Raw genomic sequence first — 24,412 nt, 5'->3', positions numbered from 1 at the left:
ACCGCGGGTCGTGAACGGTAGTTCGTAGCAGGCTACGAGCAGGAGTGAAGCCTGCGGAATGACCAGACGGTCCAGCCGTGCACGTCAGATACCGAAACGACGGTGCCTGGCCGCGAAGTCACGCAACGCGCGCAGGAAGTCGACACGTCGGAATTCGGGCCAGTAGGCCTCGGTGAACCATATTTCCGAATAGGCGCTCTGCCACAGCAGAAACCCGGAGAGTCGCTGTTCGCCCGAGGTACGGATGACGAGATCGGGATCGGGCTGGCCGGAGGTGTAGAGGTGACTGTCGATGCCGTCGACGTTGATGGAGGAGATCAGCTCGTCTCCGGTCACACCCTCGGCGATCTTCTCGCTCACCAGTGACTGCACGGCATCGGCGATTTCCTGCCGACCGCCGTATCCGACGGCAACGTTGACGTGTGTTCCTGTCCGTCCCTCGGTGAGCGCGGCCGCTTCCTTCAGACGGCGCGAGGTGGAGGCGGGCAGCAGATCGAGGGTGCCGACGAGTTTGACGCCCCAGTTCATCTCCGGCCCGCAGATCTCCTCGACGACGTCGGTGATGATATCGAGCAGCGAATCGAGTTCGTCGGCTTCCCGGCGGAGGTTCTCGGTGGAGAGCAGGTAGATGGTGGCCATCTCGATTCCGGCGGCGTCGCACCAGCCGAGCATCTCGGCGATCTTCAGAGCCCCCATGCGGTGTCCGTGTGCGACGTCGGTGAACCCGTTCTCACGCGCCCAGCGGCGATTGCCGTCGCACATCACCGCGACGTGTCGCGGGTGCTGAACGCCTTCGAGCTGGCTCAGTAGCCGCCGCTCGTAGACGTTGTAGAGAACGCCGCGCACCTTCTGCGGAATGATCACCACTGCTTCGTCACCACTGCTCCGTCACCACTGTTCCCGTCACCGCTGCTACTTCGGCACTGCGGGATCACCTTACGCCGACGTCTGCGGGCGGGCGGGCGGTACAGTAGCGTCTGAACCTACGGTTGCGTAGGTTCGGACTGCGGCACGGGAGGCAATCGACATGACGATGTTCGGACTCGACGAGATACCCGTCAAACCTCGTATGCGCGGTTGGATTCACCTGTACGCGTTCTGCGTGGCGGTGGTCTGTGCGATCACGCTCGTCACGCTTGCGTTCAGCATGGTCTCGGTGAGCGCGGGCCTGGCGACGGGCGTGTATGCCATCACCGTCTGTGGGGTTTTCGGAGTCAGTGCCACGTACCACCGCGTGTCGTGGAAGACCGCGGCGTCGCAGATCTGGATGAAGCGCGCCGATCATTCGATGATCTTCCTCTTCATCGCCGGCAGCTACACCCCGTTCGCCGTGTTGGGCCTGCCCGCCTCCACCGGACGCACATTGCTGATCGTCGTGTGGCTCGGGGCCTTCGCCGGAGTGGCTCTGAAGATGTTGTGGCCCACGGCTCCACGCTGGGTCGGTGTACCGCTGTATCTCGTTCTCGGCTGGGCGATCGTTCCGGTTGCGCCCGCCCTGATCGACCACGTCGGCTTTGCACCGTTCCTACTGCTGCTCGTCGGCGGAATCTTCTACAGCGTCGGGGCCGTGCTGTACGCAACCAAATGGCCCAATCCTTGGCCGACGACATTCGGCCATCACGAGTTCTTCCATGCCGCAACGGTATTGGCGGCGACCTGCCACCTGATCGCGGTCTGGCTCGTTCTGTTCTGAGCACCCTCAGGTGGGTCGGGACGCCTTGTCTCGGTACATCAGTTCGTCGGCCCGCTGGATGAGGCGCTCGCTCGATTCTTCGGGCTCTCGCACCGCTACTCCCACGCTCACCGACACCCCGAGCAATCGAGATCCGAACGGCACCGGTTCACTGCAGATAGCGGACCGTACCGATTCCGCCAGTCTCGCGCCGTCGAACGAAGTACCGCCGACCCCGTCCGTCACCGCGAACACGAACTCGTCACCCGCATATCGCCCGACGATGCTGCCACGCGGCGACCACTGCTGCAGTCGACGACCCGCTGCCTCGAGCACAGCGTCCCCGGCAGCATGACCATGCGAATCGTTGATCGACTTCAATCGATCGACATCGACGAACGCCAGGGCGACCGGACGACCGGCCACAACCCATTCGTCGACATGGGCCAACAGCGGACCGCGGCGCAGCAGATCGGTCAGATCGTCGCGTTCGGCGCGGTCGCGCCAGTGCACGGTGTCGTCGACGACGGGGTTCACCAGGTCGAGCAATGCGACGATGAACCGCCGACCGGCGATGGTCGAGATCCCGACGTGCATCCAGCACGAGACGACCTCACCGTCGCTTCGCCGTACTCGTCGCAGGGCACCGATCGGCCGCACGACATCGGGTGAGCCGGCCGCGGGGTAACGGTGTTCGAGCTGCATCGCCATCTGCTTGGCCGACGCGCGATCCCCGAGAGGTACGAAATCGGCCACGGGCCGACCGACCATGCCCGCCACCGGGCAATCGAGTACCTCTTCGCACAGTCCGTTGGCACCGACCACCTCGAACTGCATCGAGTGGACCATGGCTGCCATCGGGACAGAGGCAACGAAAATTGCCACGGCCGCACGCTGCTCGTCGGTGATCGCCTCGTCGAGGATGCCGTCGCTCACGACACTGTTCCTGGTGACGCCTTCGCTCATCACACGCACCATCGATCCACTGCTAGAAGTTTCCGCCCCAGGCCGAACAAGTTCCCGCAACCATACTGTTCTCGGGCAAAAGCATCGACGAGCTTCGTCATCTCCGCAATGCGAACGAGAGATCTTCGGCGGAAGTCACAGGACGGTCGCAGACGAAACCGCGACACACGTACGCCGTTTCGAGGCCGTCGACGGGCGGACGGTCCATCAGCAATTCGGACGAATCCGTCACGCCCGCAACGACCACCGACCCACCCGGTGCCAATCGTCGCGCGGCAGACATCAGGTCGCCACCGGGCGCGATCGAAACCGCTATCTGGATCGGGCCGAATGCGGACGCTTCTGCGACCGCCAGCCAGTGCCCGCCGGACCTGGGCGCGCGTTCGAGGATCAACGCCGCTCGCGCCAACGACGCCGCCGCCAGTTCGCCGTACCGCGCCGAGGACGTGTGATCCACCAGAGCAGCAGCCGTCAGCAACGCCTCTGCCATCGTGGATGCTCCCGATGGGGTTGCACCGTCGATGGGATCTCTGGGCCGGGTCACGAGTGTCTCCGCGTCGTCGGCGGTGTCGAACCAACTGCCGGCCTCGTCCGGATCGGCGAAGTGCTCGATCGCTGCGTCGAGAAGTGCAACCGTGCGCTCGATCCACACCGCTTCTCCGGTGGCCTGGAACAGTGCAGTCGCGGCAACGGCGAGACACGCGTAGTCCTCGAGCACTCCGGTGGCGTCCCCCACCGAGCTACCGAGAGATGCGCGACGCACCCGCCCCGATTCGACGTGGGTGGCAAAGAGTTGCTCGCCGCATTCGACCGCCGCATCCACCCACTTCGGCGTGTCCAACCCGACTCCGGCTTCGACCAACGCGGTGATCGCCAGCCCGTTCCACGCGGTGACCACCTTGTCGTCGCGGCCGGGCTGCGGCCGGATGGCGCGAGCCTCGGACAGCACCCGACGTACCCGGGCGAACCGGTCGTAGTCCTCGGGTTCGGCGGGCAGTTGCAATACCGACATGCCCGCCTCGAACGTGCCCGCCGAATTCACTGCGAACAGCCCCGCTGCCCACACCCCGTCCTCGAACCCGAGGGTCTCGGTCAATTGCTCCGGCGTCCATGCATAGGTCAGGCCCTCGACGCCCTCGGTATCGGCATCGAGCGCCGACGCGAAACAGCCGTTGGCCGTGCGCAATTCACGGAGCATGAACTCCGCAGTATCCGATGCCACCCGCCGAACCAGAGGGTCGTCGTCGACCCGGGCCGCGTGCGCGTAGAACCTGAGCAGCAACGCGTTGTCGTAGAGCATCTTCTCGAAATGCGGGACGATCCACTCGGCATCGACGGAGTAGCGCGCGAACCCGCCGCCGAGTTGGTCGTAGATGCCCCCGCGCGCCATCGCCGACGCGGTACGTCGAACCACGTCGAGAACCTCACCGTTGCCGGTGCGCTCGTAGTGCCGAAGCAGACTCTCCAGCAATGCGCCCGGCGGAAACTTCGGTGCCTGGCCGAAGCCGCCGAAGGTGGTGTCCTCGTCGGCGCAGACCGCCGCGACGGACGCGGCCAGAAGCTCGGCATCGATCGGTCGTCCGCCGGCCGGAATCCCGGCGCTCTGCTTGCGCAGTTCGGTGACGATGGCCGCGGACGCGTCGAACACGTCCTGTCGGCGAGTCGACCAGGTGTCGGCGATGGCGGTGAGCAGCTGCTCGAACGACGGCATCCCCTGCCGCGGGGTCGGTGGGTAGTAGGTGCCGCAGTAGAACGGTTCGGTCTCGGGGGTGAGGAAGCAGGTCATCGGCCACCCGCCCTGGCCGGTCATCGCGACGGTGGCGTTCATGTACACCGAATCGAGGTCCGGCCTTTCCTCGCGATCGACCTTGATGCACACGAAGTTCGCGTTCATCAGCGCCGCGGTTGCCTCGTCCTCGAACGACTCGTGGGCCATGACGTGGCACCAATGACATGCGGAATAGCCGATCGACAGCAAGATCGGAACGTCACGATCCCGAGCGGACTGCAGAGCCTGCGGTCCCCACTGCTGCCAATGCACCGGGTTGTCCGCATGTTGCCGCAGATACGGGCTGGTGGACTCGTTCAGCGCGTTGGAGTTCAGGACCGTGGCGTCGAGCATCAGGTCTCGTCGGTTGCGGCAGGTTTTGCCGGACTCTGTTCCGGTGGGGTGGTGGTGGCGATTCCGCCGCGATCGGTGCCCTCGTCGAGCGCCTGATCCAACGTCGGATCCTCCTGCTCGAACGTGGCGGGCAGCCGCTTGATCTTCTTGTTCATCGACCAGATCAGCAAGGCTGTTCCGACCAACAACGCCACCAGGATCACCAGCCCGATCGGCGAGGACTTGCCGAACTCGGGGCCGGTGGGCTGCTGGGCGAGAAAGGAGACGATCACCGGTCGGTCTCTTCGATTCCGGCGAACAGATCCGTCTCGGGCAGCGAGGTCGTCACCCGGGTACGGGCCAGCTCGAACTCTTCGGTGGGCCACAACTTGCGTTGGACGTCCAGCGGCACCGCGAAGAAGGATCCGTTGGGATCGATCTGCGTCGCGTGCGCTCGGAGCGCGTCGTCGCGTTGCTCGAACCAGTCACCGACGGTCACCTGGGTGGTGATGCGGCCGATGATCTCGTCGCGCTGGCCGTCCCATCGCTTCAGCCAGTCGACGAACGGGCTCTCCTCACCGCGGTCGATGAACCAATCGTGGAACAGCTGCATGCGCTTACGGATGAACCCGTGGGAGTAGTACAGCTTGAGCGGAGTCCAGGGCTCACCCGCGTCGGGGAAGCGTTCGGGATCGCCCGCTGCCTCCCATGCCGCCATCGAGACCTCGTGGCAGCGGATGTGATCGGGATGCGGGTAGCCGCCGCGCTCGTCGTAGGTGGTGATGACGTGCGGCTTGAACTCGCGAACCACCTTGACCAGCGCCTCGGTGGAGACCTCCAACGGCACCAGCGCGAAGCAACCCTCCGGAAGAGGCGGTAGCGGATCTCCCTCGGGCAAACCGGAGTCCTCGAAACCGAGCCAGGTCTGCTGGACGCCGAGCACGCGAGCGGCCTCGGCCATCTCTTCGCGCCGAACCTCGTGGATACGCTCGTGCACTCCCGGAATGTCCATTGCGGGATTGAGAATGTCGCCCCGCTCGCCACCAGTGAGAGTGACGACCAGTACGTCGTGCCCTTCGGCCGCATAGCGAGCCGTCGTCGCAGCACCTTTGCTGGACTCGTCGTCGGGATGGGCATGTACTGCCATGAGCCGCAGTCCGGACACGTTCTTCCTCACCTCGGATTCGCCTGGTTCTTGCCTGCCCTATAGTTCCACCTGACGCCGACAGGCCCCCAGCGGCACCCCCGAACCGACCCCGAGAGTGGCCATGACCAACGCACGTCCCGCAGGTAGGTACCCGTCGGGTTCCGGTCCCAGCGGAATTCGGCGGGCCCCGAAACGTGCGACGAAGATCGCACTCGTGGCCCTGGTCCTGCTGGTCGGACTGGGCGTGGCCTACTACGCGTACTCCAAGTTCTCCGTCAAACCCATCGAAGGCAGCCAGCTGTCGTTCGACATCGTCGACGACTCCACGATGTCCATCCGTTTCAGCGTCACCCGGCAGGATCCCGAGCAACCGGCCGTGTGCATCGTCCGCGTCCGTTCGCGCGACGGTTCCGAGACCGGCAGACGCGAGGTCTACATCCCGCCGGAGTCCGCGTCCGGCACCGTGGAGCTGACCACCGAGGTGACGACGTCGTCCGCGCCTGCCGTCGGCGACGTCTATGGCTGCAGCCTCGATGTTCCCGAGTATTTACGAGCCCGATAGGCGAACTGCCTGTTCGTGGTAAGCTCGGGTCATACACGGCCGCCGTAACAGGTGCCGTGTATTGCTGCATTGCGGGCAGGGTTCACCTGCGAACGATGACGACGGCTCCAGGATGCGGGCCGACCAAGGGGATCCAACCATTGGAGTCCCCTGTTCGTTGCGTGCCCTACCTGCTCAGAAAACGGAATCGATATCGAGATTCCGACTACGAGGGAGTGATCGAGATGACCGAGACCCAGGTGACCTGGCTGACCCAGGAATCACACGACAGGCTCAAGAGCGAACTCGACCAGCTCATTTCCAATCGCCCCGTCATCGCCGCCGAGATCAACGAGCGTCGCGAAGAGGGCGATCTGAAGGAGAACGGCGGCTACCACGCTGCGCGCGAGGAGCAGGGCCAGCAGGAAGCACGCATTCGTCAGCTGCAGGAGCTGCTCAACAACGCGAAGGTCGGCGAGGCACCCACCCAGTCCGGCGTCGCATTGCCCGGCTCGGTCGTCAAGGTCTATTACGACGGCGACGAGTCCGACGCCGAGACGTTCCTCATCGCCACCCGCGAGGAAGGTGCCCGCGACAGCAAGCTCGAGGTGTACTCCCCCGCGTCGCCGCTGGGCGGATCGCTCATCGACGCCAAGGTCGGCGACACCCGTGAGTACACGCTGCCCAACGGCAAGACTATGAAGGTCACGCTCGTGAGCGCGGAGCCGTACCACACGTAAGCCTGCTCAGCGAAGATGTGACGCACCCCCGGACGCTCAGCGGCCGGGGGTGCTGTCGTCCGAGTGACTCAGCACTGTTCGTACTCGTACGCCGGATCGGACGGGGACACCAGGCCGCGATCTCGCAGTATCGTGACGGCCGGTCGATCCTGGCGGGCACACAGCCGATCGAACGGCTCCGAGAGGTTGTCGGTGTACTCGATGTCGTACACCCGCGCACCGTATGCCGAAGTGTACGAACCACATTCGTCGTACGCGAGACACTCCTCGGCAACGGCGAAATCGAATCCGACGTCGTCCCTGATCCGCCCGGCTCCGTCCGGGGTGTTCTTCTGCGCGATCTCGATGCCCGACGCATGGGCACGGTCTGCGTACACGCGCGCCAGTGCGAGTACCGAATCCTCGTCGATCGAATCCGGGAACCGGGTCCAGCTGTCGAGATTGTCGATTTCGACGGCGTCGAATCCCCGTGCGGCGCAGCCTTCGATGATCGGGCCGATGACCGCGTCGATCGCCGCACGCTTCTCGGGTGTACCCGGGTCGAGAATGTGCTCGTCGGGCCAATCCGGATCGACCACGAGTTCACCGCCCGCATCACGCAGCAGTAGAGCCGGGTTCCACTCGACACCGGGTTGAGTCTGCAGACCGTTGACGTAGCAGATCGACACAGCGCCGGGCAGCGGCTCGGCGGTGGCATCGCGGACGACGGTATCGAGACCTCCGGGCGCGTCGTACGCCGCACCGAGTTGGTAGTCGAATCGTTCGGTCCGTGTCGGGTCGGTCCGTGTCGGGTTGGTCTGTGGCTGTTCGGAACTGCATCCCCCGATCGCTACCGCGGCGGCCAGCAGCCATGCTCCCGCCGCCGCGGTGCGCATCAGGCGGTCATCGTCTTCTGGTACTTGCGCACCGACAACGGCACGAACACCACGAGCATCACCACAACCCAGATCAGGGTGTAAAGCACGGGGTTCTGCAGTGGCCACACCTCCGGCGGCGGTGCCATCGGATTGGTGTTGCCGAATTGCTCGCGTACCGCCAACGTCACCGACGAGATCGGGTTCCATTCCGCGATGGTCTTCAGCACGCTCGGAAAGTTGTCGATCGGCACGAACGTGTTCGCGATGAACGTCAGCGGGAAGACCACGATGAACGATGCGTTGTTGAAGATCTCCGGCGAACGTACGGTCAGGCCCACCAAGGCCATCACCCACGAGATCGAGTACGCGAACAACAGCAGTAGTACGTACCCCAGGAGGGCGTCGAAGAACGACGATGTGATGCGCCAGCCCACGATGAGTCCGGTGATCGACATGATCGTGATGGTGACGATGTTGTTGCCGACGTCGGCCGCGGTACGCCCGATTACCACTGCCGAGCGCGCCATGGGCAACGATCGGAACCGGTCCATCACGCCCTTCTGCAGATCCTCGGCGAGCGAGGACCCGGTGAGCGAGGACCCGAAGATCATCGTCTGTACGAAGATGCCACCCATCAGGAAGCTCTTGTAGTCGATGCCGGGCACGTCGATCGCACTGCCGAAGACGTACGCGAACAGCAGCACGAACATGATGGGTGACAGCGCTGCAAAGAACAGCAGATCGGGAACTCGCTTGAGCTTGATCAGATTTCGCTTGGTGATGATCGCGGAATCCAGGAGAACGTTGCTCACTTCTCTTCCTCCGCCGTCTCGGGCTCACCGGTGGACTGACCGGTCAGACTCAGGAACACATCGTCGAGATTCGGCCGACGCAGACCGACGTCGACCACCCCGATGCCCGCCGCTTCGAGGTGACCGAGCGCCGAGGACAGATCCTTGGATCCACCGTTGACCGGCATGACGATGCGTCCCACCTGCTCGTCCAAGGTGGGCGGCTCGACGCCGAGCGGGGTGAGGATCTCCTTGGCACGATCGGCCTGAGATCGGTCGGTCAGCACGAATTCGAGTCGCTCGCCGCCGGTTTGGGCCTTGAGCTCGTCTGCCGTGCCGCGGGCGATGATCTTGCCCTTGTTCAGCACGATGATCGAATCGGCCAGCCGATCAGCCTCTTCGAGGTACTGCGTGGTCAACAGAATGGTCGTTCCGTCGCGCACGAGGTCTGCGATGAACTCCCACATGGTGATTCGGCTGCGCGGATCGAGCCCGGTGGTGGGTTCGTCGAGGAACACCACCCGGGGTCGACCGATCAGGCTGGCCGCGATGTCGAGCCGCCGACGCATACCGCCCGAGTACTGCTTGGCGGTACGATCGCGTGCGTATTCCAGGTCGAATCGTGCGAGCAATTCCTCGGCACGCTTCTTCGCCTCCGCCTTGCGCAGGCCGAACAGTCGTCCGACCATCTCGAGGTTCTCGTATCCGGTCAGATACTCGTCCACGGCTGCGAACTGACCGGTCAGCCCGATCGTGCTGCGTACCTCGTTCGCTTGCTTCAGCACGTCGAGACCGAAGATCTTCGCCGAACCGGACGTTGCCTTGAGCAGCGTGGCCAGAATGCGGACAGCCGTCGTCTTGCCGGCACCGTTGGGGCCGAGCACACCCAGCACCGTGCCCTCGGGAACGGTGAAATCGACTCCGTCGAGCGCGACGTTCTTTCCGTACCGAAGTACCAGGTCCTCTACTTCTATAGCGTTCGCCATGGCCCTCTCCCCGTTTCTTCCACTGTCGGTATAAGGACTTCCGAACGCGTAGAGATTAACCGGTTTTGATCGGCCCCGGCGTCCACAGGCCCGAACGCTGCACCTCGGTGGTGGTGATATCCGCCGACTCGGCCGTGTCGTCGTACGGGGTGTACCGCTCGATCGATCCCCAGTCACGGTCCCAGTCGTCTTTCAGATACGACGGGATGGTGCGGGCCGAGGCCACGATGTCGATCCACCCGAGCGGCCCGCCGCCGTAATGGTCCTGCCACGCATTGGTGATGACAGCACCGCTGCGGTCGGGGAGAACTCGGTACTCTGGCACCTCGGCGACGCCGAAGCGATGGTCGAACGGATGCTGGCACGGAAAGTTGAAGCCGACCTCCCAGTCCAGCAGCACGGGAGTCTCCCGCCCGACGACGTCGTTCAGTGTCTGGGTGCGCGGTACTCGCGGCGGGGTGACCGCGAGCCACTGGTCCGAATCGCGATCGGTGTCGGAGAGCACCAGGCGAATCGTGTTGGCACCGGCCGGAATCTGATCCATCGGAACTCGCAGGTTGCGCCACGACGGCGTCGGGCCGATGTCGATCGGCGTCACTCGCCCCTGCGCGCGACCGTCGACTCCGTACTCCAGCTCGAGGCTCTGGCCGTACGTGACGATGCCGTCGGAATCCACCGAGCGGATGCGTCCGGCAGCGGCGATGGAGATCAGATCGCCCGGATCTGCCGGCAGCGAATACCAGCCGGTGGTCAACGTGGCGGGCGTGTCGGATCCGAACGAGCCGAGTACCGGGACGTCTCGAGGGTCCAGACCGAACGGCAGTGCGCTGCCACCGGTTCCGGCTGCGGTGGTCGACGTCGGCTGCTGTTGTTCCTCGGTATCGACGGTGTTCGAGGTGCCCGACGCCGAGGACTCCTTGTCCGCGGTGAGGTCGCGCGCCACGCCGTCGGGGGTGAACCCGTCGTTCTCGGCACCGAGTGCGGCGAACGCGTCCCCGCTGACCGGTTGCAGCACATCGGCATTGGGGTCGGTTTCCAGCAGCACCTCGTTGGCCAGACCGCACGTGTTTCCGGCCAGCGCCGACAGGTTGGATTTGGCGATCGAGTACGACGGCCACTGCGCCACAGCGCCCTTGGCCATCGACGCCACGGCCAGAAGCACCATCAATGCGGCCGCGACGGCGATCGGCGGCACCGACCACCATCGCGCCAACGGCTTGTCGGAGCTGACGTACGGCGCGCGGAGATGGAACCACACGGACGCGAGCAGCAGCAGGAGCGTCAGTCCGAGGAACATCGTCGAGATACCCAGGCCTGCGACGAGAATCGGCTTGTCCCAGAACGGAACTCCCCATGCCGAGACGTACCAGTAGCCGTTGGTTCCGGTGAACGCGACGGCCAGCAGGAACGACACCGCTGCGGCGAACAACAGTCGATTGCGCCGCGAGCGCAGCACCGCCGCGCCGGTCGCCACGGCCGCCAGGACCGCAACCGAGGCGGCCAGACCGGCGAACACTCCGAAATGGTGAGTCCACTTGGTGGGGGTGATCATCATCAGCGCCATGGACCCGACGGTGATACCGACGATCCGACGCGCGGGACCGGTTGCGGTGCCAGGGATCTTGCCGCCCTTGCGCAGCATCGCGACGACTACCGCGATCAGCGACACGATCATGACGAACACCCCGAACCGGCGTGCGAGCGAGCCGTCGATGTCCATGTTCATCAACCACTGATAGCGCAGATACTCGTCGAACCAGGCCCGACTCGGCCCGGCCACAGTGTGCACTCGCTGCATCTCGAGCATGCCCGCCACGGTCTGGTTGCCGAAGGCGAACACCAGCACCACCGTGCCCGACGCCACCAACGGAGCCAGCAATGTTGCCGCGCCCAGCGCTGTAGTGCCGAATTGCCGTGCTCGTGCGACGACGATCTGCAGAACCGGTCGGGCTCCGGCGATCAACGGCGCAAAACAGATGAAACCGGAGGGTGCGCAGGTGACCGTCAAGGCCGCGATCAGAATTGCCGCCGCTGCGGGGAGCAACCTGCGGGTCGCGATGGATCGCTCCACCGAGCACCAGGTGAGCAGCACACCGATCGCCACGAACGGTTCCGGTCGCAGACCGTTGTTGTACGGCAACCAGAATGCGAGCAGCACCAGACCACCGGTCCACAGCGCAGTCTTCGACGCACGAGCCGCGGCACCGAACCGCGGGATCACCTCACGACTGATGACGAGCCACGCGACGACGGCACAGATCAGCGTGGGCAACCGCATCCAGACACTGGCCGTCGACACGTGCGACATGAGCGTGAACATGTCGTACAGCGGTGTGCCGAACGGTGTCTCGGGCACACCGAAGTACCGGAAGTAATTGGCCATGTACCCGGCATGATCGGCCGTGCGGGCCATGCCGAGTTGATAGCCGTCGTCGGAGGTGTTCGCGCCGATGATGTGCCAGATCAGCAGCGTTCCGATCACCACCGCGTCGACCGGCCCGAAGGTCCACCAGCGACGCGGCAGGAAGCGTCGGGCGCGCCTGCCATCGGACAGGTCCAGCCGGTGCAGCGCCACCAGCGAGACGATGGTGGCGAGCACACCGACGATCATCGCGAACCACTTCAGGACGCTCGGCGTAGAGGAGAAGCGGCTGTCCAGCTCGGCCTGCAGCTGCAGACCGGGAACGCTGCCCTCGAGATCGCTGAAGACACCGACCAGCTGTGGCCGGACATCGCCGTCGCGCGTCACGGTGTCGTCGCCGGTCAGTCCGACGGTTGTCGCGGTGCCGTTGGAGGTGATCGTCAACGAGCAGTCGCCCGCAGTCGATGGGCTCAGTTCGGAGACCGGCTTTTCGAGGAGAACCGAATCTCGCAGCGTCACCTTCAGTTGCGACGCCTCACCGCCGGTCACTTCCGCAACAAGACCGTATCGATAGGCGTCGGGCGATCCCTCGGGCGACGTGGACAGCAGTAGCCCGCCGCCTGGAAGCCTGGCCGCGGCGTCACACGGGACGGTCGCGTCGACGCTGATCGGCGTGTAGCCGACAAGAGGAGCTTCGACGTTGCCGACAGTGCCGCTCTGCGGCCAGATCAACGACGACTGCTGCTGCTCGATCGGCAACAGCGGTATCGAAATCGTCAGCAGAATTCCCAGGACGGCAGAGACGATCGCGACGAGCCGAGCCATGCAAATATCTCCCACTGATGTCCTGGTCCAGGTCGCTGATCAAGGTACCAGTGCCACCTGTGCGGTCCGGGAGATCAGTTCTCGACGTGCACCGCGTATCCCGCCGCACCGAGGGCTTCGAGCACCGAGCCTCGGTGATCGGGTCCGCGTGTCTCGACGGTCAACATCACGTCCACTTCCTCGAGGCCGAGCCGGCCACCCGTACGGGAGTGGACGACGTCGACCACACTTGCGCCGGCGTCGCGCACCACCCCAAGCACACCGGTGAGTCCACCCGGCCGGTCCGAAATAGTGACGCGCACAGCGAGATAGCGTCCACCCGCCCTGAGACCGTGCGTGATGACGTGGGTGAGCAGCAGCGGATCGATGTTACCGCCGGAGAGGACGGCGCACACCGAGCCGGTCAAACCGAGCTCGTCGGCCGAGTGCGTCATCAACGCCGCCACCGCTGCCGCGCCCGCTGGTTCGACGATGAGTTTGGCGCGCTCGATGCACAACACCAAAGCGCGCGACAGCGCGTCCTCACTGACGGTGACGATGTCGTCGACCCAGCCCTGCACATGATCGAAGGGCACCGATCCGGGGAGTCCGACGGCGATGCCGTCGGCCATCGTCGACATCGACGTCAACGCGATCGGATGACCTGCCTTCAACGACGCCGGCCACGCGGCCGCGCCCTCGGCCTGCACTCCGACGACTCTGACGTCCGGCTTCGTCAGCTTGACCGCTGCGGCGACACCCGCCAGCAGTCCGCCGCCACCGGTGGGAATCACGATGGTGCCGACGTCCGGCATCTGTTGCAGCAGTTCGGTTCCGAGAGTGGCCTGTCCGGCGACGATGTCGAGGTGGTCGAACGGGTGAATGAGCGTTGCACCGGTACGGTCGGCGAATTCCCGTGCAGACGTCAGAGCTTCGTCGACGGTATTGCCCACCAGGTGCACCGTCGCTCCGTATGCCTTGGTGGCCACCAGCTTCGGCAGCGACACCCCGACCGGCATGAACACCGTCGATTCGATCCCCACTTGCGACGCGGCCCAGGCGACACCCTGCGCGTGGTTGCCGGCGCTGGCCGCGACCACCCCGTGGGCGCGTTGTTCGGCGTCGAGCCTGGCGATGCGGTTGTAGGCCCCGCGCGGCTTGAAAGATCCGGTTCGCTGCAAGTTCTCGCACTTGAGGCGTACTTCGTGGCCGGTCAGATCCGACAGAATCCGCGAGGCCACCACCGGAGTCCGGCGCATGACCGGTTCCAGCAGCTCCTCGGCCGAAGCGATATCCGACGCGGTCACCCGCACTATTTCCGACACAGTCGCAGTATGCCAGGAACAATTACTCCCATGACGGCGTCCGACGTCGGTCGTCACTACAGTTGTGGAGCGCGAGCCGCACCAGAGCGAGCCGCGACCGGCGCAAAGGATTCTCGGTGACGACGCAGGCTGCATCCGACGAGGTCAGCGACGACCCCGGCTCGCGCGGCAGTGTCGAAATCAAGGATCGGGCCATCTCCCGGACCGCGATCGCTGCGGCCTTGAAAGACCCTCGGGTCACCCGCACGACCGGTGGCCTCTCGCGACTGACCGGGCGAGAGCTCCCCCGCGCGGATGTCACCCTCGGCGCGGACACGGTTGCCGTCAACCTCTACATCGGTGTCCGGTGGCCGTCACAGATCACCGAGGTCACCGAGGCGGTGCACGCAGAGGTCGAAGCGGCACTGGCGACGATGACGGGTCTGCACGTGCATCGGGTGAACGTGCTGGTATCCGACACCATCCTCGACAGCGAGTCCGCACCTGTGGCGAAAGCCGATACTTCGCAGACTGTTTCACCCCGTCCACCCACGGCAGGACCGGCCGCGATGCCGGTGGCGCTGCTGTTCGGATTGTTGCTTCTGGGCGCGGCGTTCGTTGCGGGCCGCGAGTTCTTCATCGCGAACGGGAGCATCGGCGGCAGTCCGTGGATCGCCGACGCGATCGGCTGGGTGTCCCGATTGCACTGGCAGAGTTGGATGATCGCCGCCGCGATCGGTCTCGCCGTCGTCGGACTTCTTCTCGTGTTCGTCGGAGTGAAACCGCGCACGAGAACACATTCCGGCCTGGGCGGAGGGGCACCGACCGTCTGGGCTACACCCACCGATATCGCTCGGTTGTGCAGTGCTGCAACGCAGTCCACTCGCGGAGTCACGGACGCGCATACCGTCGTGACGCGAAAGAAGATCGACGTGCGGGTGGAGCGCGATCCTGGTTTCGAAGTCGACAGTGTCGACGCTGCAGTCCGTGAAGCGCTCGCTCCGGTCCTGTCCGTCGCCGCGGCTGGGCGCAGGCTGTCGGTTCGGCATTCGGTAGCGCAGCCGACGAGGGTCTCGTGAAGACATTTGTCGCCGGGGTGGATCGACTCCTCGCCGTCGTCGCCGGGCTCGTGCTCGTGGCCGGTGGCGGCTTCGCCCTTGCCTGGCACTACGACGTTCCGTGGGCGCGAGAGATACTGTCTCGCTTCGACCGTGCCCGTATTGCCGAGTTGCCGCAGCAGGGGTGGTGGGTGCCGACACTGGCCATCGTTGTCGCGGTGGCCGCTGTGGTGGGACTGCTTCTGCTCGTAGGCAATTTTTCTCCCCGCCGAACCGGCACAGCGAGCGTCATCGAGGAGCCGCACTTCTCGGCGCATGTGGACCTGAGTGCAATCGCGTCGGGCGTGGCCGCTGAGTTGGCTCGGTTCCCCGGGGTTCGACGCGCTCGCGGCACTGCGATCGATGATCGCGGTATGCCCACCATCGCTGTATCGGTCTATGTCGCACCAGATTTCGATGTCGTCGAATTCACCGCCGAAGCCGAGTCTCGCGCTGCATTCGTCGCCGAATCCCTCGCTGGTACGTATGTTGCTACCCGCATTCAGTTGCACGTCGACAAGCGGGGATAGTGTTGTCATGACGGCATCGACGCGCAATAGGTTCGAGCGATGGTCCGGCGGGATGCCTCTCGCGGTCCCCGTGGCATTCGGAGCGGTGCTGGTGATTGCCGCATTCGCCTCGAAACTCGGTGACAGTTCGCTCTACTTCTACGTCCCTCTGGTGTTCGCGGCGACCGGAACGATGATCTGGCTCAAAGGGCGCCGCACCCCCGAGCTGGCACATGCAGCTGTGGGATCAGCACTGCTCTGTGGTTGTGGCGTCGTCGTCGCGATCTGCGGACTCGCCGGCGGTCTGATGCTGAACTCACAGGCCTTCTGGGGGTCGATCGCGGTAGTTGCTGCAATCGCGGCACCGATCAGTGCCGGCATCAGTCCATTCGCGTCGCCGACAGACTAGCTCCCGCCGCCACCCTCCCCCGGTCCGGATCAATGCGCCTTTGTTGCACTCTGACCGACTGAAACCCACATTGATCCCAACGGGAGTGCTTGTGGGTGGCCACCTCGGCCCGCGTGAATGAACCACTGCATACGTCCGAGCGGTGCAAGGGTCCATTGACGCGGGCGGCGGAGCCGCACGCACGCAAAAGCGGCACCCACCCTTTCGGGTGAGTGCCGCTTCGGTAGAGCAGGTGAAACTAGATCACTTGACGATCTTCGTGACGCGACCGGCTCCGACGGTACGACCGCCCTCACGGATGGCGAAACGGAGGCCGACATCCATGGCGACCGGCTGGATCAGCGTGACGGACATCTCGGTGTTGTCACCGGGCATGACCATCTCGGTGCCCTCGGGAAGGGTCACAACGCCCGTAACGTCCGTGGTACGGAAGTAGAACTGCGGGCGGTAGTTGTTGAAGAACGGCGTGTGGCGGCCGCCCTCGTCCTTCGAGAGGATGTAGGCGTTGCCCTCGAACTCCGTGTGGGGAGTCGTGGTGCCGGGCTTGATGATGACCTGTCCACGCTCGACGTCTTCGCGCTTGATGCCACGAACGAGGAGGCCGACGTTGTCGCCTGCCTGACCCGAGTCGAGCAGCTTGCGGAACATTTCGATTCCGGTGACGGTGGTCTTGGTCGAGCCGGGGCGGATGCCGACGATCTCGACCTCTTCGTTGACGTTGACCGAGCCGCGCTCGATACGTCCGGTGACCACGGTGCCACGACCGGTGATGGTGAAGACGTCCTCGACGGGCATGAGGAACGGCTTGTCGGTCTCACGGACGGGGTCCGGAACCGAATCGTCGACGGCCTGCATGAGCTCCAGAACCGACTCGCCCCACTTCTCGTCACCCTCGAGTGCCTTGAGTGCGGAGACCTTGATGACCGGTGCGTCCTCGTCGAACTCCTGCGAAGCGAGGAGCTCGCGGACCTCCATCTCGACGAGCTCGATGATCTCGTCGTCGTCGACCATGTCGGCCTTGTTCAGTGCGACCAGGATGTAAGGAACACCGACCTGGCGAGCGAGCAGCACGTGCTCGCGAGTCTGCGGCATCGGGCCATCGGTAGCTGCCACGACCAGGATTGCGCCGTCCATCTGAGCCGCGCCGGTGATCATGTTCTTGATGTAGTCGGCGTGACCCGGTGCATCGACGTGCGCGTAGTGGCGCTTCTCGGTCTGGTACTCGACGTGGGAGATGTTGATCGTGATACCACGAGCCTTCTCCTCCGGAGCCTTGTCGATCTGATCGAAAGCCGATGCCTCGTTCAGGTCCGGGAACTTGTCGTGCAGAACCTTGGTGATTGCAGCCGTCAGCGTCGTCTTACCGTGGTCAACGTGACCGATGGTGCCGATGTTGACGTGCGGCTTCGTCCGATCGAACTTCGCCTTCGCCACTGTGTGTCCTCCTGGACTGATCTGTGCGTACCCCTGCGGGGCAAGCACGCGTATGTGTTGTTACTTATTACAGGTCGAGCGTGGTCCAGCAAACGAAGAGAATTACTCTCCGTTGACCTTCGCGATGATTTCCTTCGCTACGTTCGCGGGAACTTCTGCGTACGAATCGAAGACCATGGAGTAGTTAGCGCGGCCCTGCGTCTTCGACCGAAGGTCTCCGATGTAGCCGAACATCTCCGACAGCGGAACCAGTGCCTTGACGATACGGGCACCGCTGCGTTCCTCCATGGCCTGGATCTGACCACGGCGGGAGTTCAGGTCGCCGATGACCTCACCCATGTAATCCTCGGGCGTGATGACCTCGACGGCCATGACGGGTTCGAGAATGACGGGGCTGGCCTTACGGGCGGCTTCCTTGAACGCTTGTGAGCCGGCGACCTTGAAGGCCATTTCCGACGAGTCGACGTCGTGGTACGCACCGTCGAGCAGTGTGACCTTGACGTTGACCAGCGGGTATCCGGCGAGAACACCGTACTGCATGGCGTCCTGAGCACCAGCGTCGACCGAGGGGATGTACTCCCTGGGCACACGACCACCGCTGACCTTGTTCTCGAACTCGTACGTCGCGCCGTCTTCGCCCTCGAAAGGCTCGAGCTTGATGATGACCTTCGCGAACTGGCCGGAGCCACCGGTCTGCTTCTTGTGCGTGTAGTCGTGCTTCTCGACCGTCTTGCGGATGGTCTCGCGGTACGCGACCTGCGGCTTGCCGACGTTGGCCTCGACCTTGAACTCGCGACGCATACGGTCGACGAGGATGTCGAGGTGCAGCTCGCCCATGCCGCCGATGACGGTCTGGCCGGTGTCCTCGTCCAACTTCACCGAGAAGGTGGGATCCTCTTCGGCGAGCTTCTGGATTGCTGTTCCCAGCTTCTCCTGGTCGGACTTGGTCTTCGGCTCGATCGACACCTGGATGACCGGGTCCGGGAAGCTCATGGACTCGAGGATGATCTGGTTCTGCGGATCGCAGAGCGTGTCACCCGTCGTGGTGTCCTTGAGGCCGATGACGGCGTAGATGTGACCGGCAGACGCGGTCGCGATCGCGTTCTCCTTGTTGGAGTGCATCTGGAAGAGCTTGCCCAGACGCTCCTTCTTGCCCTTGGTCGAGTTTATGACCTGAGCGCCGGAGTCGACCTTGCCCGAGTACACCCGGACGTAGGTCAGCTTGCCGAAGAAGGGGTGCGTCGCGATCTTGAACGCGAGAGCTGCGAACGGCTCGTCTGCGGACGGCTTGCGAGTGATCTCCTTCTCCTCGTCGCCGACGGCGTGTCCGATGGTCTCGGCAACGTCGAGGGGTGACGGGAGATAGTCGATGACCGCGTCGAGCATGGGCTGAACGCCCTTGTTCTTGAACGCGGATCCACACAGGATCGGGTACAGCTCGCTGTTGACCGTCATCTTGCGGATGGCAGCCTTGATCTCGTCGATCGTGAGCTCTTCGCCGCCGAAGTGCTTCTCCAGAAGCGCTTCGTCGGACTCGGCCACGGTCTCGAGCAGCATGGTGCGGTACTCGTCTGCGCGCTCCTTGAGGTTTTCCGGGATCTCCTGGATCTCGTACTTCTCACCGAGCTTGGTCTCGCCACTCCACACGAGCGCCTTCATCTGCACGAGGTCGATGACGCCCTCGAAGTCGTTCTCTGCGCCGATAGGCAGCTGGATGACCAGCGGCTTGGCACCGAGACGATCGATGATGGTCTGCACGGTGTAGTAGAAGTCCGCGCCGAGCTTGTCCATCTTGTTGACGAAGCAGATGCGCGGCACGTCGTACTTGTCGGCCTGACGCCAGACCTGCTCGGACTGCGGCTCGACACCTTCTTTGCCGTCGAACACTGCGACAGCGCCGTCGAGGACGCGGAGCGAACGCTCCACCTCGACGGTGAAGTCGACGTGACCGGGGGTGTCGATGATGTTGATCTGGTTGTCGTTCCAGAAGCACGTCGTGGCAGCAGAGGTGATCGTGATGCCACGCTCCTGCTCCTGCTCCATCCAGTCCATGGTGGCTGCGCCATCGTGAACTTCACCGATCTTGTAGGAGATACCGGTGTAGAAGAGGATGCGTTCGGTAGTGGTGGTCTTGCCGGCATCGATGTGGGCCATGATGCCGATGTTGCGGACCTTGAGTAGGTCGGTCAGCACGTCCTGTGCCACGAGTTAACCCGCCTTGGTGTTGGAAGAGGTATTGCCTGAGCTGATCAACGCTCCGGCGGTGTCGGATAGTTCCGAATACCGCCCGAGCGAGGAGATCACCAGCGGTAGTGGGCGAACGCCTTGTTGGCTTCGGCCATCTTGTGAGTGTCCTCACGACGCTTCACAGCGGCACCGAGGCCGTTGCTGGCGTCGAGCAACTCGTTCGCCAGACGCTCGACCATGGTCTTCTCACGACGAGCGCGCGAGAACGTGACCAGCCAGCGCAGTGCCAGCGTGGTGGAGCGGCCGGGACGAACCTCGACGGGCACCTGGTAGGTGGCACCACCGACGCGACGGCTGCGAACCTCGAGGGCCGGCTTGACGTTGTCGAGTGCACGCTTGAGCGTGACGACGGGGTCGGTGCCGGTCTTCTCGCGAGCCTGCTCGAGCGCCTGGTAGACGATGCGCTCTGCGGTCGACTTCTTGCCGTCGAGAAGAATCTTGTTGACGAGCTGCGTGACCAACGGGGATCCGTAGACCGGATCGTTGATCAGCGGCCGCTTGGGTGCTGGGCCCTTGCGTGGCATATCAGCTCTTCTCCTTCTTGGCTCCGTAGCGGCTGCGAGCCTGCTTGCGGTTCTTGACACCCTGGGTGTCGAGCGAGCCGCGGATGATCTTGTAACGCACACCCGGGAGGTCCTTCACACGACCGCCGCGAACGAGCACCATCGAGTGCTCCTGCAGGTTGTGACCCTCACCGGGGATGTATGCGGTGACCTCGACCGAGGAGGTCAGGCGAACACGCGCGACCTTACGGAGAGCGGAGTTCGGCTTCTTGGGGGTGGTGGTGTACACGCGAGTGCACACGCCACGGCGCTGGGGACTGCCCTTGAGGGCAGCGGTCTTCAGTTTCGCGACCTTGTCGGTGCGTCCCTTACGGACCAGCTGGTTGATCGTTGGCATAAACCGGCTTTCTTCGTGTCGATAAACAGGGATCTAGCAGTTGGAGCAAGAGAACACTGCTCCTCACCCGGTACTGCGCCTGCTCCAGTACTGCTGTCGCGGGTCTCTTGCACCCCGCGGTCGGGTGTGTCGCATACCCCCACACGTCCAGCCGGTTGCGCGCTCTTCGAGCGAACGTGCGCACGGCTGTACCTCGCATAGGCACACAAACGGTCCGGCCAGGCCGGACACGACCCATAACGATACCCGGCTGCGCGGCCTCGGGTCAAAACACCCTTCGGCCCGATACGCAACCTATCTGCTCAGGTTGAGTGTGAGGTCTGCCAGCTTCGCCGCGGCCTGACAGGGATCGGGGCCGGCGACATCCGGCCGATACTGCACCCACCACCCGAAGATGCCCGCCTGATCTGCGCCGGCCGATACTCCGCACGACGCGGAATCGTTCGGACGCTGGGCCTGTATTGCCTTGCGGCCCTGCACTGTTGTGTCGCTGACGGTGTACATCATTTTCTCGTCGGCGGCACGCTCGGCCGCCAGGGTGCCGGATTCGAACCAGTTGAACGTCACCTTCACCGTGCCCGCGGACCCCACGAGATCCCACCTACAGATCGCCCCGAGGAATCCCTGGGCGATGAGGTCCGCACCGACGGTCTCGGTGATCTGGTCCTCGGAGACGGCGTCGCACTCGGTCAACAACTTGGTGAATTCTTCGCCTCCCGAGCCGCCGAAGCTCGCCGGTCGGGGCGTGCCCTGGACCGTCTGGGAGCAGCCGGCGGCAAGTAGCAGGGTCGCGGCGGCCGCGATCACTCGTCTCGTTCTCGATGTTTGCGGCGTCATTGTTTGCGCTCCACGGTCAGCGTCGCGAGTTCGTTTCCGACATCGCACGGCGGTCTCGCCGCAGGCTGGTCGGAGTACGTGATGGACCAGTGGAAGAAGTCGTCGCCGAATTGCACACCGATCTCGCACAGCGCGCCCTGCTCGGCCTCGAACCCGGGATTCCCGTCGATCTCGATGTCCTTGGCCGGGCGGCCGATCAGTTCGGAGCCGGCGCGTTCGCGGCCGATCGGGCTACCGCGATACCAGGAGAAGCTGACACCCGGCCCGCTGAAGCCCACGGTTTCCCATTGGCAGCCGACGGAGTTGCGGGTGATCTGACCGAACGGTCCGGCTCCGAACGCCGTCTGTACCTCGGCGTCGGTGATCGATCCGCATTCACCGAAGAACGGACCGGGCTCGTACGCGCCGGTGGTCGTCGGCGCTGCCTCGGTCGAGGTATCGGCAGCGTCGGTATCGGAACTACCGCAGCCCGCGAGAAGCGCGGCGACTGCGGTGATCACCAGGGCCACTCGCTTCATGCCGTCCTTCGCGTGTTGTCCGATCCTGCAGTTCGACGTTTACAGCAGTTCGACGTCGCAGTGAACCTATCAATCGGACGGGCATCCAGTCATGTGCCGTGCAGTGCGCGTCCCTGGACGTACACGCCGACGATGGCAGGCTCGCGCATGGCCATCAGGAGGGCGAACAAAGTCTGGTCTCGGGCCAGTTCGGCGTCCTCGGCGCGAACCCCGTGGTCGATCGCGGCCGCCAACTGCGGCCAGGCGGACGGATCGACCACGACGAAATCGGCTTCCTTGCCGGTGTCGAAATTGCCGATCCGGTTCTCCATGTCCAAGGCACGCGCCCCGGCAAGGGTTCCGGTGAACAGCAATTCCGCCGGGTGCAGCGACAACCCGTCGTCTCCGGCCTCGGAGAAGTGCACCTTGAAGGCATCGGCGAGCACCTGCGGTAGCAACCATTCGTCACCGCCGCCGAAGTCGGACCCGATGGCGATGTTCACTCCTGCGGCGACGGTGCGCTTCCACGGCATCGTGCCCGAGCCCAGGAACTGTTGCGACGTCGGACAGTGGGCGATGGAGGTGCCGGTCTCGGCCATCCGTGCCAGCTCGACGTCCTGGCAGTGCACCGCGTGGGCCAGGATGGTCCGCTTGCCGAGGAAGCTCTTACCGCCGACCTCCGAGCCCGGCAGAAACTTGCCGTCGTAGGTGTCGAGGTAGGTAGCCACCCCGTAGGCGTTCTTGGTGGCATCGATCTCGCCCGTGCCCGGCCGGTTGTTCTCGTTGAGGTGCGTGTGGAAGTAGACGCCCCGCGCGCGGACGGAGTCGTAGAGCTCACCGAGATTCTTCAGCGTCTCGATCGTCACCGAGAGCGAGAACCGCGGGACGACGGCCACGTGCAGCATCGCCGTGTCGACGTCGCCCGTATCTGCCGCGTGCCATTTGTCGATTTCTTCCGAGACCAGCCGGATGGCCTCGTCCTCACCGGTGATCAAGGCCTGCGCCGACGCCGGGCCGGTGGTCTGGACCCCGCGTCCACTGACGACGCGTAGTCCGTGCTTCCTCGTTTCGGAGAACAGCGAATCCTGTGCGTGCGGGAAGGCCGACCCGAAGACCATGGCCTGCGTGGTCCCGGCCCGGATGCGGGCGGCGCAGAAGTCCCTGGCGGCCGCGGCGGCGAACTCGGGATCGGCGAAGCGCGACTCGGACGGGAAGATGCACGTGTTCAGCCATTCGAGAAGCTGACCGCCGCCGTAGGAATCACCGGCATAGGTCTGCGGAAAGTGAATGTGGGTGTCGACGAATCCTGGCAGGACAAACCCGGGACGGTGATCAGCGATCTCACTACGCGCGTATTGCGTTGGAAGAGAATCGAACTCGCCGCAGAACTCGATGACACCCTCGGCGGAGACCACCAGCGCGCCGTCGGGAATCGACACCAACGACGCGGCAGCGTCGAGCACGGTGGGCGAGCCTGCGACGTGAAAGATGTGGCCGCGGTGCACGCGTGCGATATCGGAAGTCACCCGCCAGACTCAAGCACAGGTCGGTCGGTGCTGCAGACCGTGTGGGGTCTAGCGAGCTCCCACCGACGCTGTCGACAGCCTCGCGTTCAGCGACACATCCAATACCTCGGCCCACGACCGCACGACCTCGGCACGTCGGCGCGCATCGTCGGTGAGCACATCTGCGAGTCCGAGACCACGGGCGAGGTCGAGAGTCGCCTGCACGAGGCGGTGAGTGACGGGATCGTTGTCGTCGACACCGAGGTTCTCGACGGCCATCTGGTGGGCACGGCGGCCGAACCGTTCTTCGAGGGGCACGATTCGATCGCGCAACTCGGGATCTGCGGAGGCGGCCGTCCACACCTGCAGTGCCGCTTTGAACATCGGTCCGGTGTAGTACTCTACGAGCCGCTCGACGACGAGCTTCGTCCGTCCAGGACCCGGCGGAATGTCCTGGGCTTCGCGCCGCGCGTCGTCCATTCGGGTGTCGAACATGTACTCGAGGGCCCCGGTGATGAGGTCCTCACGCGTCGGGAAATGGTGTTGGGTCGCACCGCGTGAGACGCCGGCGCGCTCGGCGACGACACCGACCGTGGTTGCGACCCAGCCCTGCTCGGCGAGTGAGTCGATTGTCGCCTCGAGCAGTCGCTGACGCGTCACCCTGCTGCGGTCCTGCTTGGGTTCGCGCGCCATCACCATCTCCCTA

At 64.4% G+C, this 24,412-nt stretch carries 24 protein-coding genes; 6 read left to right on the top strand and 18 right to left on the bottom strand.

The window, feature by feature from the left end:
- Nucleotides 1-84: 84 nt before the first annotated feature.
- Nucleotides 85-867 (bottom strand): isoprenyl transferase, encoded by a 783-nt coding sequence (locus AC5WEY_RS20330; RefSeq protein ID WP_057475303.1) that lies wholly within the window; start codon nt 865-867, stop codon nt 85-87.
- Between the two features lie 160 nt (nt 868-1,027).
- On the opposite strand from AC5WEY_RS20330, the gene trhA reads away from it, so the two are divergent.
- Nucleotides 1,028-1,693 carry a PAQR family membrane homeostasis protein TrhA gene (gene trhA, locus AC5WEY_RS20325; protein WP_057475302.1) on the top strand — a complete coding sequence of 222 codons (666 nt, stop codon included), beginning with the start codon at nt 1,028-1,030 and terminating at the stop codon, nt 1,691-1,693.
- Nucleotides 1,694-1,699: 6 nt separating this feature from the next.
- Here the strand turns inward: trhA and AC5WEY_RS20320 are convergent, their stop codons facing one another.
- From AC5WEY_RS20320 to mca, 4 genes are all read right to left on the bottom strand, one after another.
- Nucleotides 1,700-2,638, bottom strand: a complete 939-nt coding sequence (locus AC5WEY_RS20320) for a GGDEF domain-containing protein (protein ID WP_495647268.1) — start codon at nt 2,636-2,638, stop codon at nt 1,700-1,702.
- Between the two features lie 97 nt (nt 2,639-2,735).
- The gene (locus AC5WEY_RS20315; protein WP_495647267.1) at nt 2,736-4,760 is read right to left on the bottom strand and encodes a thioredoxin domain-containing protein; all 2,025 of its coding nucleotides are present in this window, start codon (nt 4,758-4,760) and stop codon (nt 2,736-2,738) included.
- Complete coding sequence (locus AC5WEY_RS20310) at nt 4,760-5,032, bottom strand: hypothetical protein (protein ID WP_057475299.1); 273 nt, start codon at nt 5,030-5,032, stop codon at nt 4,760-4,762. Before AC5WEY_RS20310 ends, AC5WEY_RS20315 begins: the two co-directional genes overlap by 1 nt.
- Nucleotides 5,029-5,904, bottom strand: coding sequence for a mycothiol conjugate amidase Mca (gene mca / locus AC5WEY_RS20305; RefSeq protein ID WP_200936480.1), 876 nt, complete (start codon nt 5,902-5,904; stop codon nt 5,029-5,031). The genes AC5WEY_RS20310 and mca overlap by 4 nt, the downstream gene beginning before the upstream one ends.
- Before the next feature lie 103 nt (nt 5,905-6,007).
- On the opposite strand from mca, the gene AC5WEY_RS20300 reads away from it, so the two are divergent.
- Both AC5WEY_RS20300 and greA read left to right on the top strand, forming a co-directional pair.
- Nucleotides 6,008-6,448 carry a DUF4307 domain-containing protein gene (locus AC5WEY_RS20300; RefSeq protein ID WP_495647266.1) on the top strand — a complete coding sequence of 147 codons (441 nt, stop codon included), beginning with the start codon at nt 6,008-6,010 and terminating at the stop codon, nt 6,446-6,448.
- 224 nt (nt 6,449-6,672) lie between these two features.
- Entirely contained in the window at nt 6,673-7,167 is a 495-nt protein-coding gene (gene greA, locus AC5WEY_RS20295; protein WP_057475512.1) for a transcription elongation factor GreA, read from the top strand.
- 68 nt (nt 7,168-7,235) lie between these two features.
- On the opposite strand, the gene AC5WEY_RS20290 is transcribed toward greA, so the two are convergent.
- The 5 genes from AC5WEY_RS20290 to ilvA form a co-directional block, all read right to left on the bottom strand.
- On the bottom strand, nt 7,236-8,042 hold the full coding sequence (locus AC5WEY_RS20290; RefSeq protein ID WP_495647265.1) for an endo alpha-1,4 polygalactosaminidase: 807 nt from the start codon (nt 8,040-8,042) through the stop codon (nt 7,236-7,238).
- Entirely contained in the window at nt 8,042-8,836 is a 795-nt protein-coding gene (locus AC5WEY_RS20285; RefSeq protein ID WP_057475295.1) for an ABC transporter permease, read from the bottom strand. The genes AC5WEY_RS20290 and AC5WEY_RS20285 overlap by 1 nt, the downstream gene beginning before the upstream one ends.
- Nucleotides 8,833-9,801 carry an ATP-binding cassette domain-containing protein gene (locus tag AC5WEY_RS20280; RefSeq protein WP_057475294.1) on the bottom strand — a complete coding sequence of 323 codons (969 nt, stop codon included), beginning with the start codon at nt 9,799-9,801 and terminating at the stop codon, nt 8,833-8,835. Before AC5WEY_RS20280 ends, AC5WEY_RS20285 begins: the two co-directional genes overlap by 4 nt.
- A gap of 55 nt (nt 9,802-9,856) precedes the next feature.
- The gene (locus AC5WEY_RS20275; protein WP_495647264.1) at nt 9,857-12,988 is read right to left on the bottom strand and encodes an arabinosyltransferase domain-containing protein; all 3,132 of its coding nucleotides are present in this window, start codon (nt 12,986-12,988) and stop codon (nt 9,857-9,859) included.
- A 74-nt stretch (nt 12,989-13,062) separates the two neighbouring features.
- A complete protein-coding gene (gene ilvA / locus AC5WEY_RS20270) occupies nt 13,063-14,226 on the bottom strand; it encodes a threonine ammonia-lyase (protein ID WP_495647356.1) in 1,164 nt (387 codons plus the stop codon).
- A 182-nt stretch (nt 14,227-14,408) separates the two neighbouring features.
- Between ilvA and AC5WEY_RS20265 the strand changes: the two genes are divergently transcribed.
- Genes AC5WEY_RS20265 through AC5WEY_RS20255 form a run of 3 tightly spaced genes read left to right on the top strand, consistent with a single transcriptional unit; the run spans nt 14,409 to nt 16,286 of the window.
- Nucleotides 14,409-15,350 (top strand): Asp23/Gls24 family envelope stress response protein, encoded by a 942-nt coding sequence (locus AC5WEY_RS20265; RefSeq protein ID WP_495647263.1) that lies wholly within the window; start codon nt 14,409-14,411, stop codon nt 15,348-15,350.
- Complete coding sequence (locus AC5WEY_RS20260) at nt 15,347-15,898, top strand: hypothetical protein (protein ID WP_495647262.1); 552 nt, start codon at nt 15,347-15,349, stop codon at nt 15,896-15,898. Before AC5WEY_RS20265 ends, AC5WEY_RS20260 begins: the two co-directional genes overlap by 4 nt.
- A 7-nt stretch (nt 15,899-15,905) precedes the next feature.
- Nucleotides 15,906-16,286 (top strand): hypothetical protein, encoded by a 381-nt coding sequence (locus tag AC5WEY_RS20255; protein ID WP_495647261.1) that lies wholly within the window; start codon nt 15,906-15,908, stop codon nt 16,284-16,286.
- Nucleotides 16,287-16,529: 243 nt separating this feature from the next.
- On the opposite strand, the gene tuf is transcribed toward AC5WEY_RS20255, so the two are convergent.
- The 8 genes from tuf to AC5WEY_RS20215 all read right to left on the bottom strand — a co-directional run bounded on the left by tuf (nt 16,530) and on the right by AC5WEY_RS20215 (nt 24,399).
- A complete protein-coding gene (gene tuf / locus AC5WEY_RS20250) occupies nt 16,530-17,720 on the bottom strand; it encodes an elongation factor Tu (RefSeq protein WP_032380840.1) in 1,191 nt (396 codons plus the stop codon).
- A gap of 102 nt (nt 17,721-17,822) precedes the next feature.
- Nucleotides 17,823-19,925, bottom strand: coding sequence for an elongation factor G (gene fusA, locus AC5WEY_RS20245; RefSeq protein WP_057475288.1), 2,103 nt, complete (start codon nt 19,923-19,925; stop codon nt 17,823-17,825).
- Nucleotides 19,926-20,020: 95 nt separating this feature from the next.
- Complete coding sequence (gene rpsG, locus AC5WEY_RS20240; RefSeq protein ID WP_003941856.1) at nt 20,021-20,491, bottom strand: 30S ribosomal protein S7; 471 nt, start codon at nt 20,489-20,491, stop codon at nt 20,021-20,023.
- A gap of 1 nt (nt 20,492) precedes the next feature.
- Nucleotides 20,493-20,867, bottom strand: a complete 375-nt coding sequence (gene rpsL, locus AC5WEY_RS20235; protein ID WP_008714048.1) for a 30S ribosomal protein S12 — start codon at nt 20,865-20,867, stop codon at nt 20,493-20,495.
- Between the two features lie 294 nt (nt 20,868-21,161).
- On the bottom strand, nt 21,162-21,704 hold the full coding sequence (locus AC5WEY_RS20230) for a DUF3558 domain-containing protein (protein ID WP_495647260.1): 543 nt from the start codon (nt 21,702-21,704) through the stop codon (nt 21,162-21,164).
- On the bottom strand, nt 21,701-22,222 hold the full coding sequence (locus AC5WEY_RS20225; RefSeq protein WP_495647259.1) for a DUF3558 domain-containing protein: 522 nt from the start codon (nt 22,220-22,222) through the stop codon (nt 21,701-21,703). Before AC5WEY_RS20225 ends, AC5WEY_RS20230 begins: the two co-directional genes overlap by 4 nt.
- A gap of 89 nt (nt 22,223-22,311) precedes the next feature.
- Complete coding sequence (locus AC5WEY_RS20220) at nt 22,312-23,715, bottom strand: guanine deaminase (protein ID WP_495647355.1); 1,404 nt, start codon at nt 23,713-23,715, stop codon at nt 22,312-22,314.
- Nucleotides 23,716-23,775: 60 nt separating this feature from the next.
- Nucleotides 23,776-24,399: a TetR/AcrR family transcriptional regulator gene (locus tag AC5WEY_RS20215; RefSeq protein WP_495647258.1), complete on the bottom strand. Its 624-nt coding sequence runs from the start codon at nt 24,397-24,399 to the stop codon at nt 23,776-23,778.
- Nucleotides 24,400-24,412: the final 13 nt, after the last annotated feature.

The sequence above is a fragment of the Rhodococcoides sp. S146-33 genome, assembly GCF_059489205.1.
The sequence above is the reverse complement of the archived record's forward strand: the minus strand, read 5'-3'. Positions and strand labels throughout refer to the sequence as shown.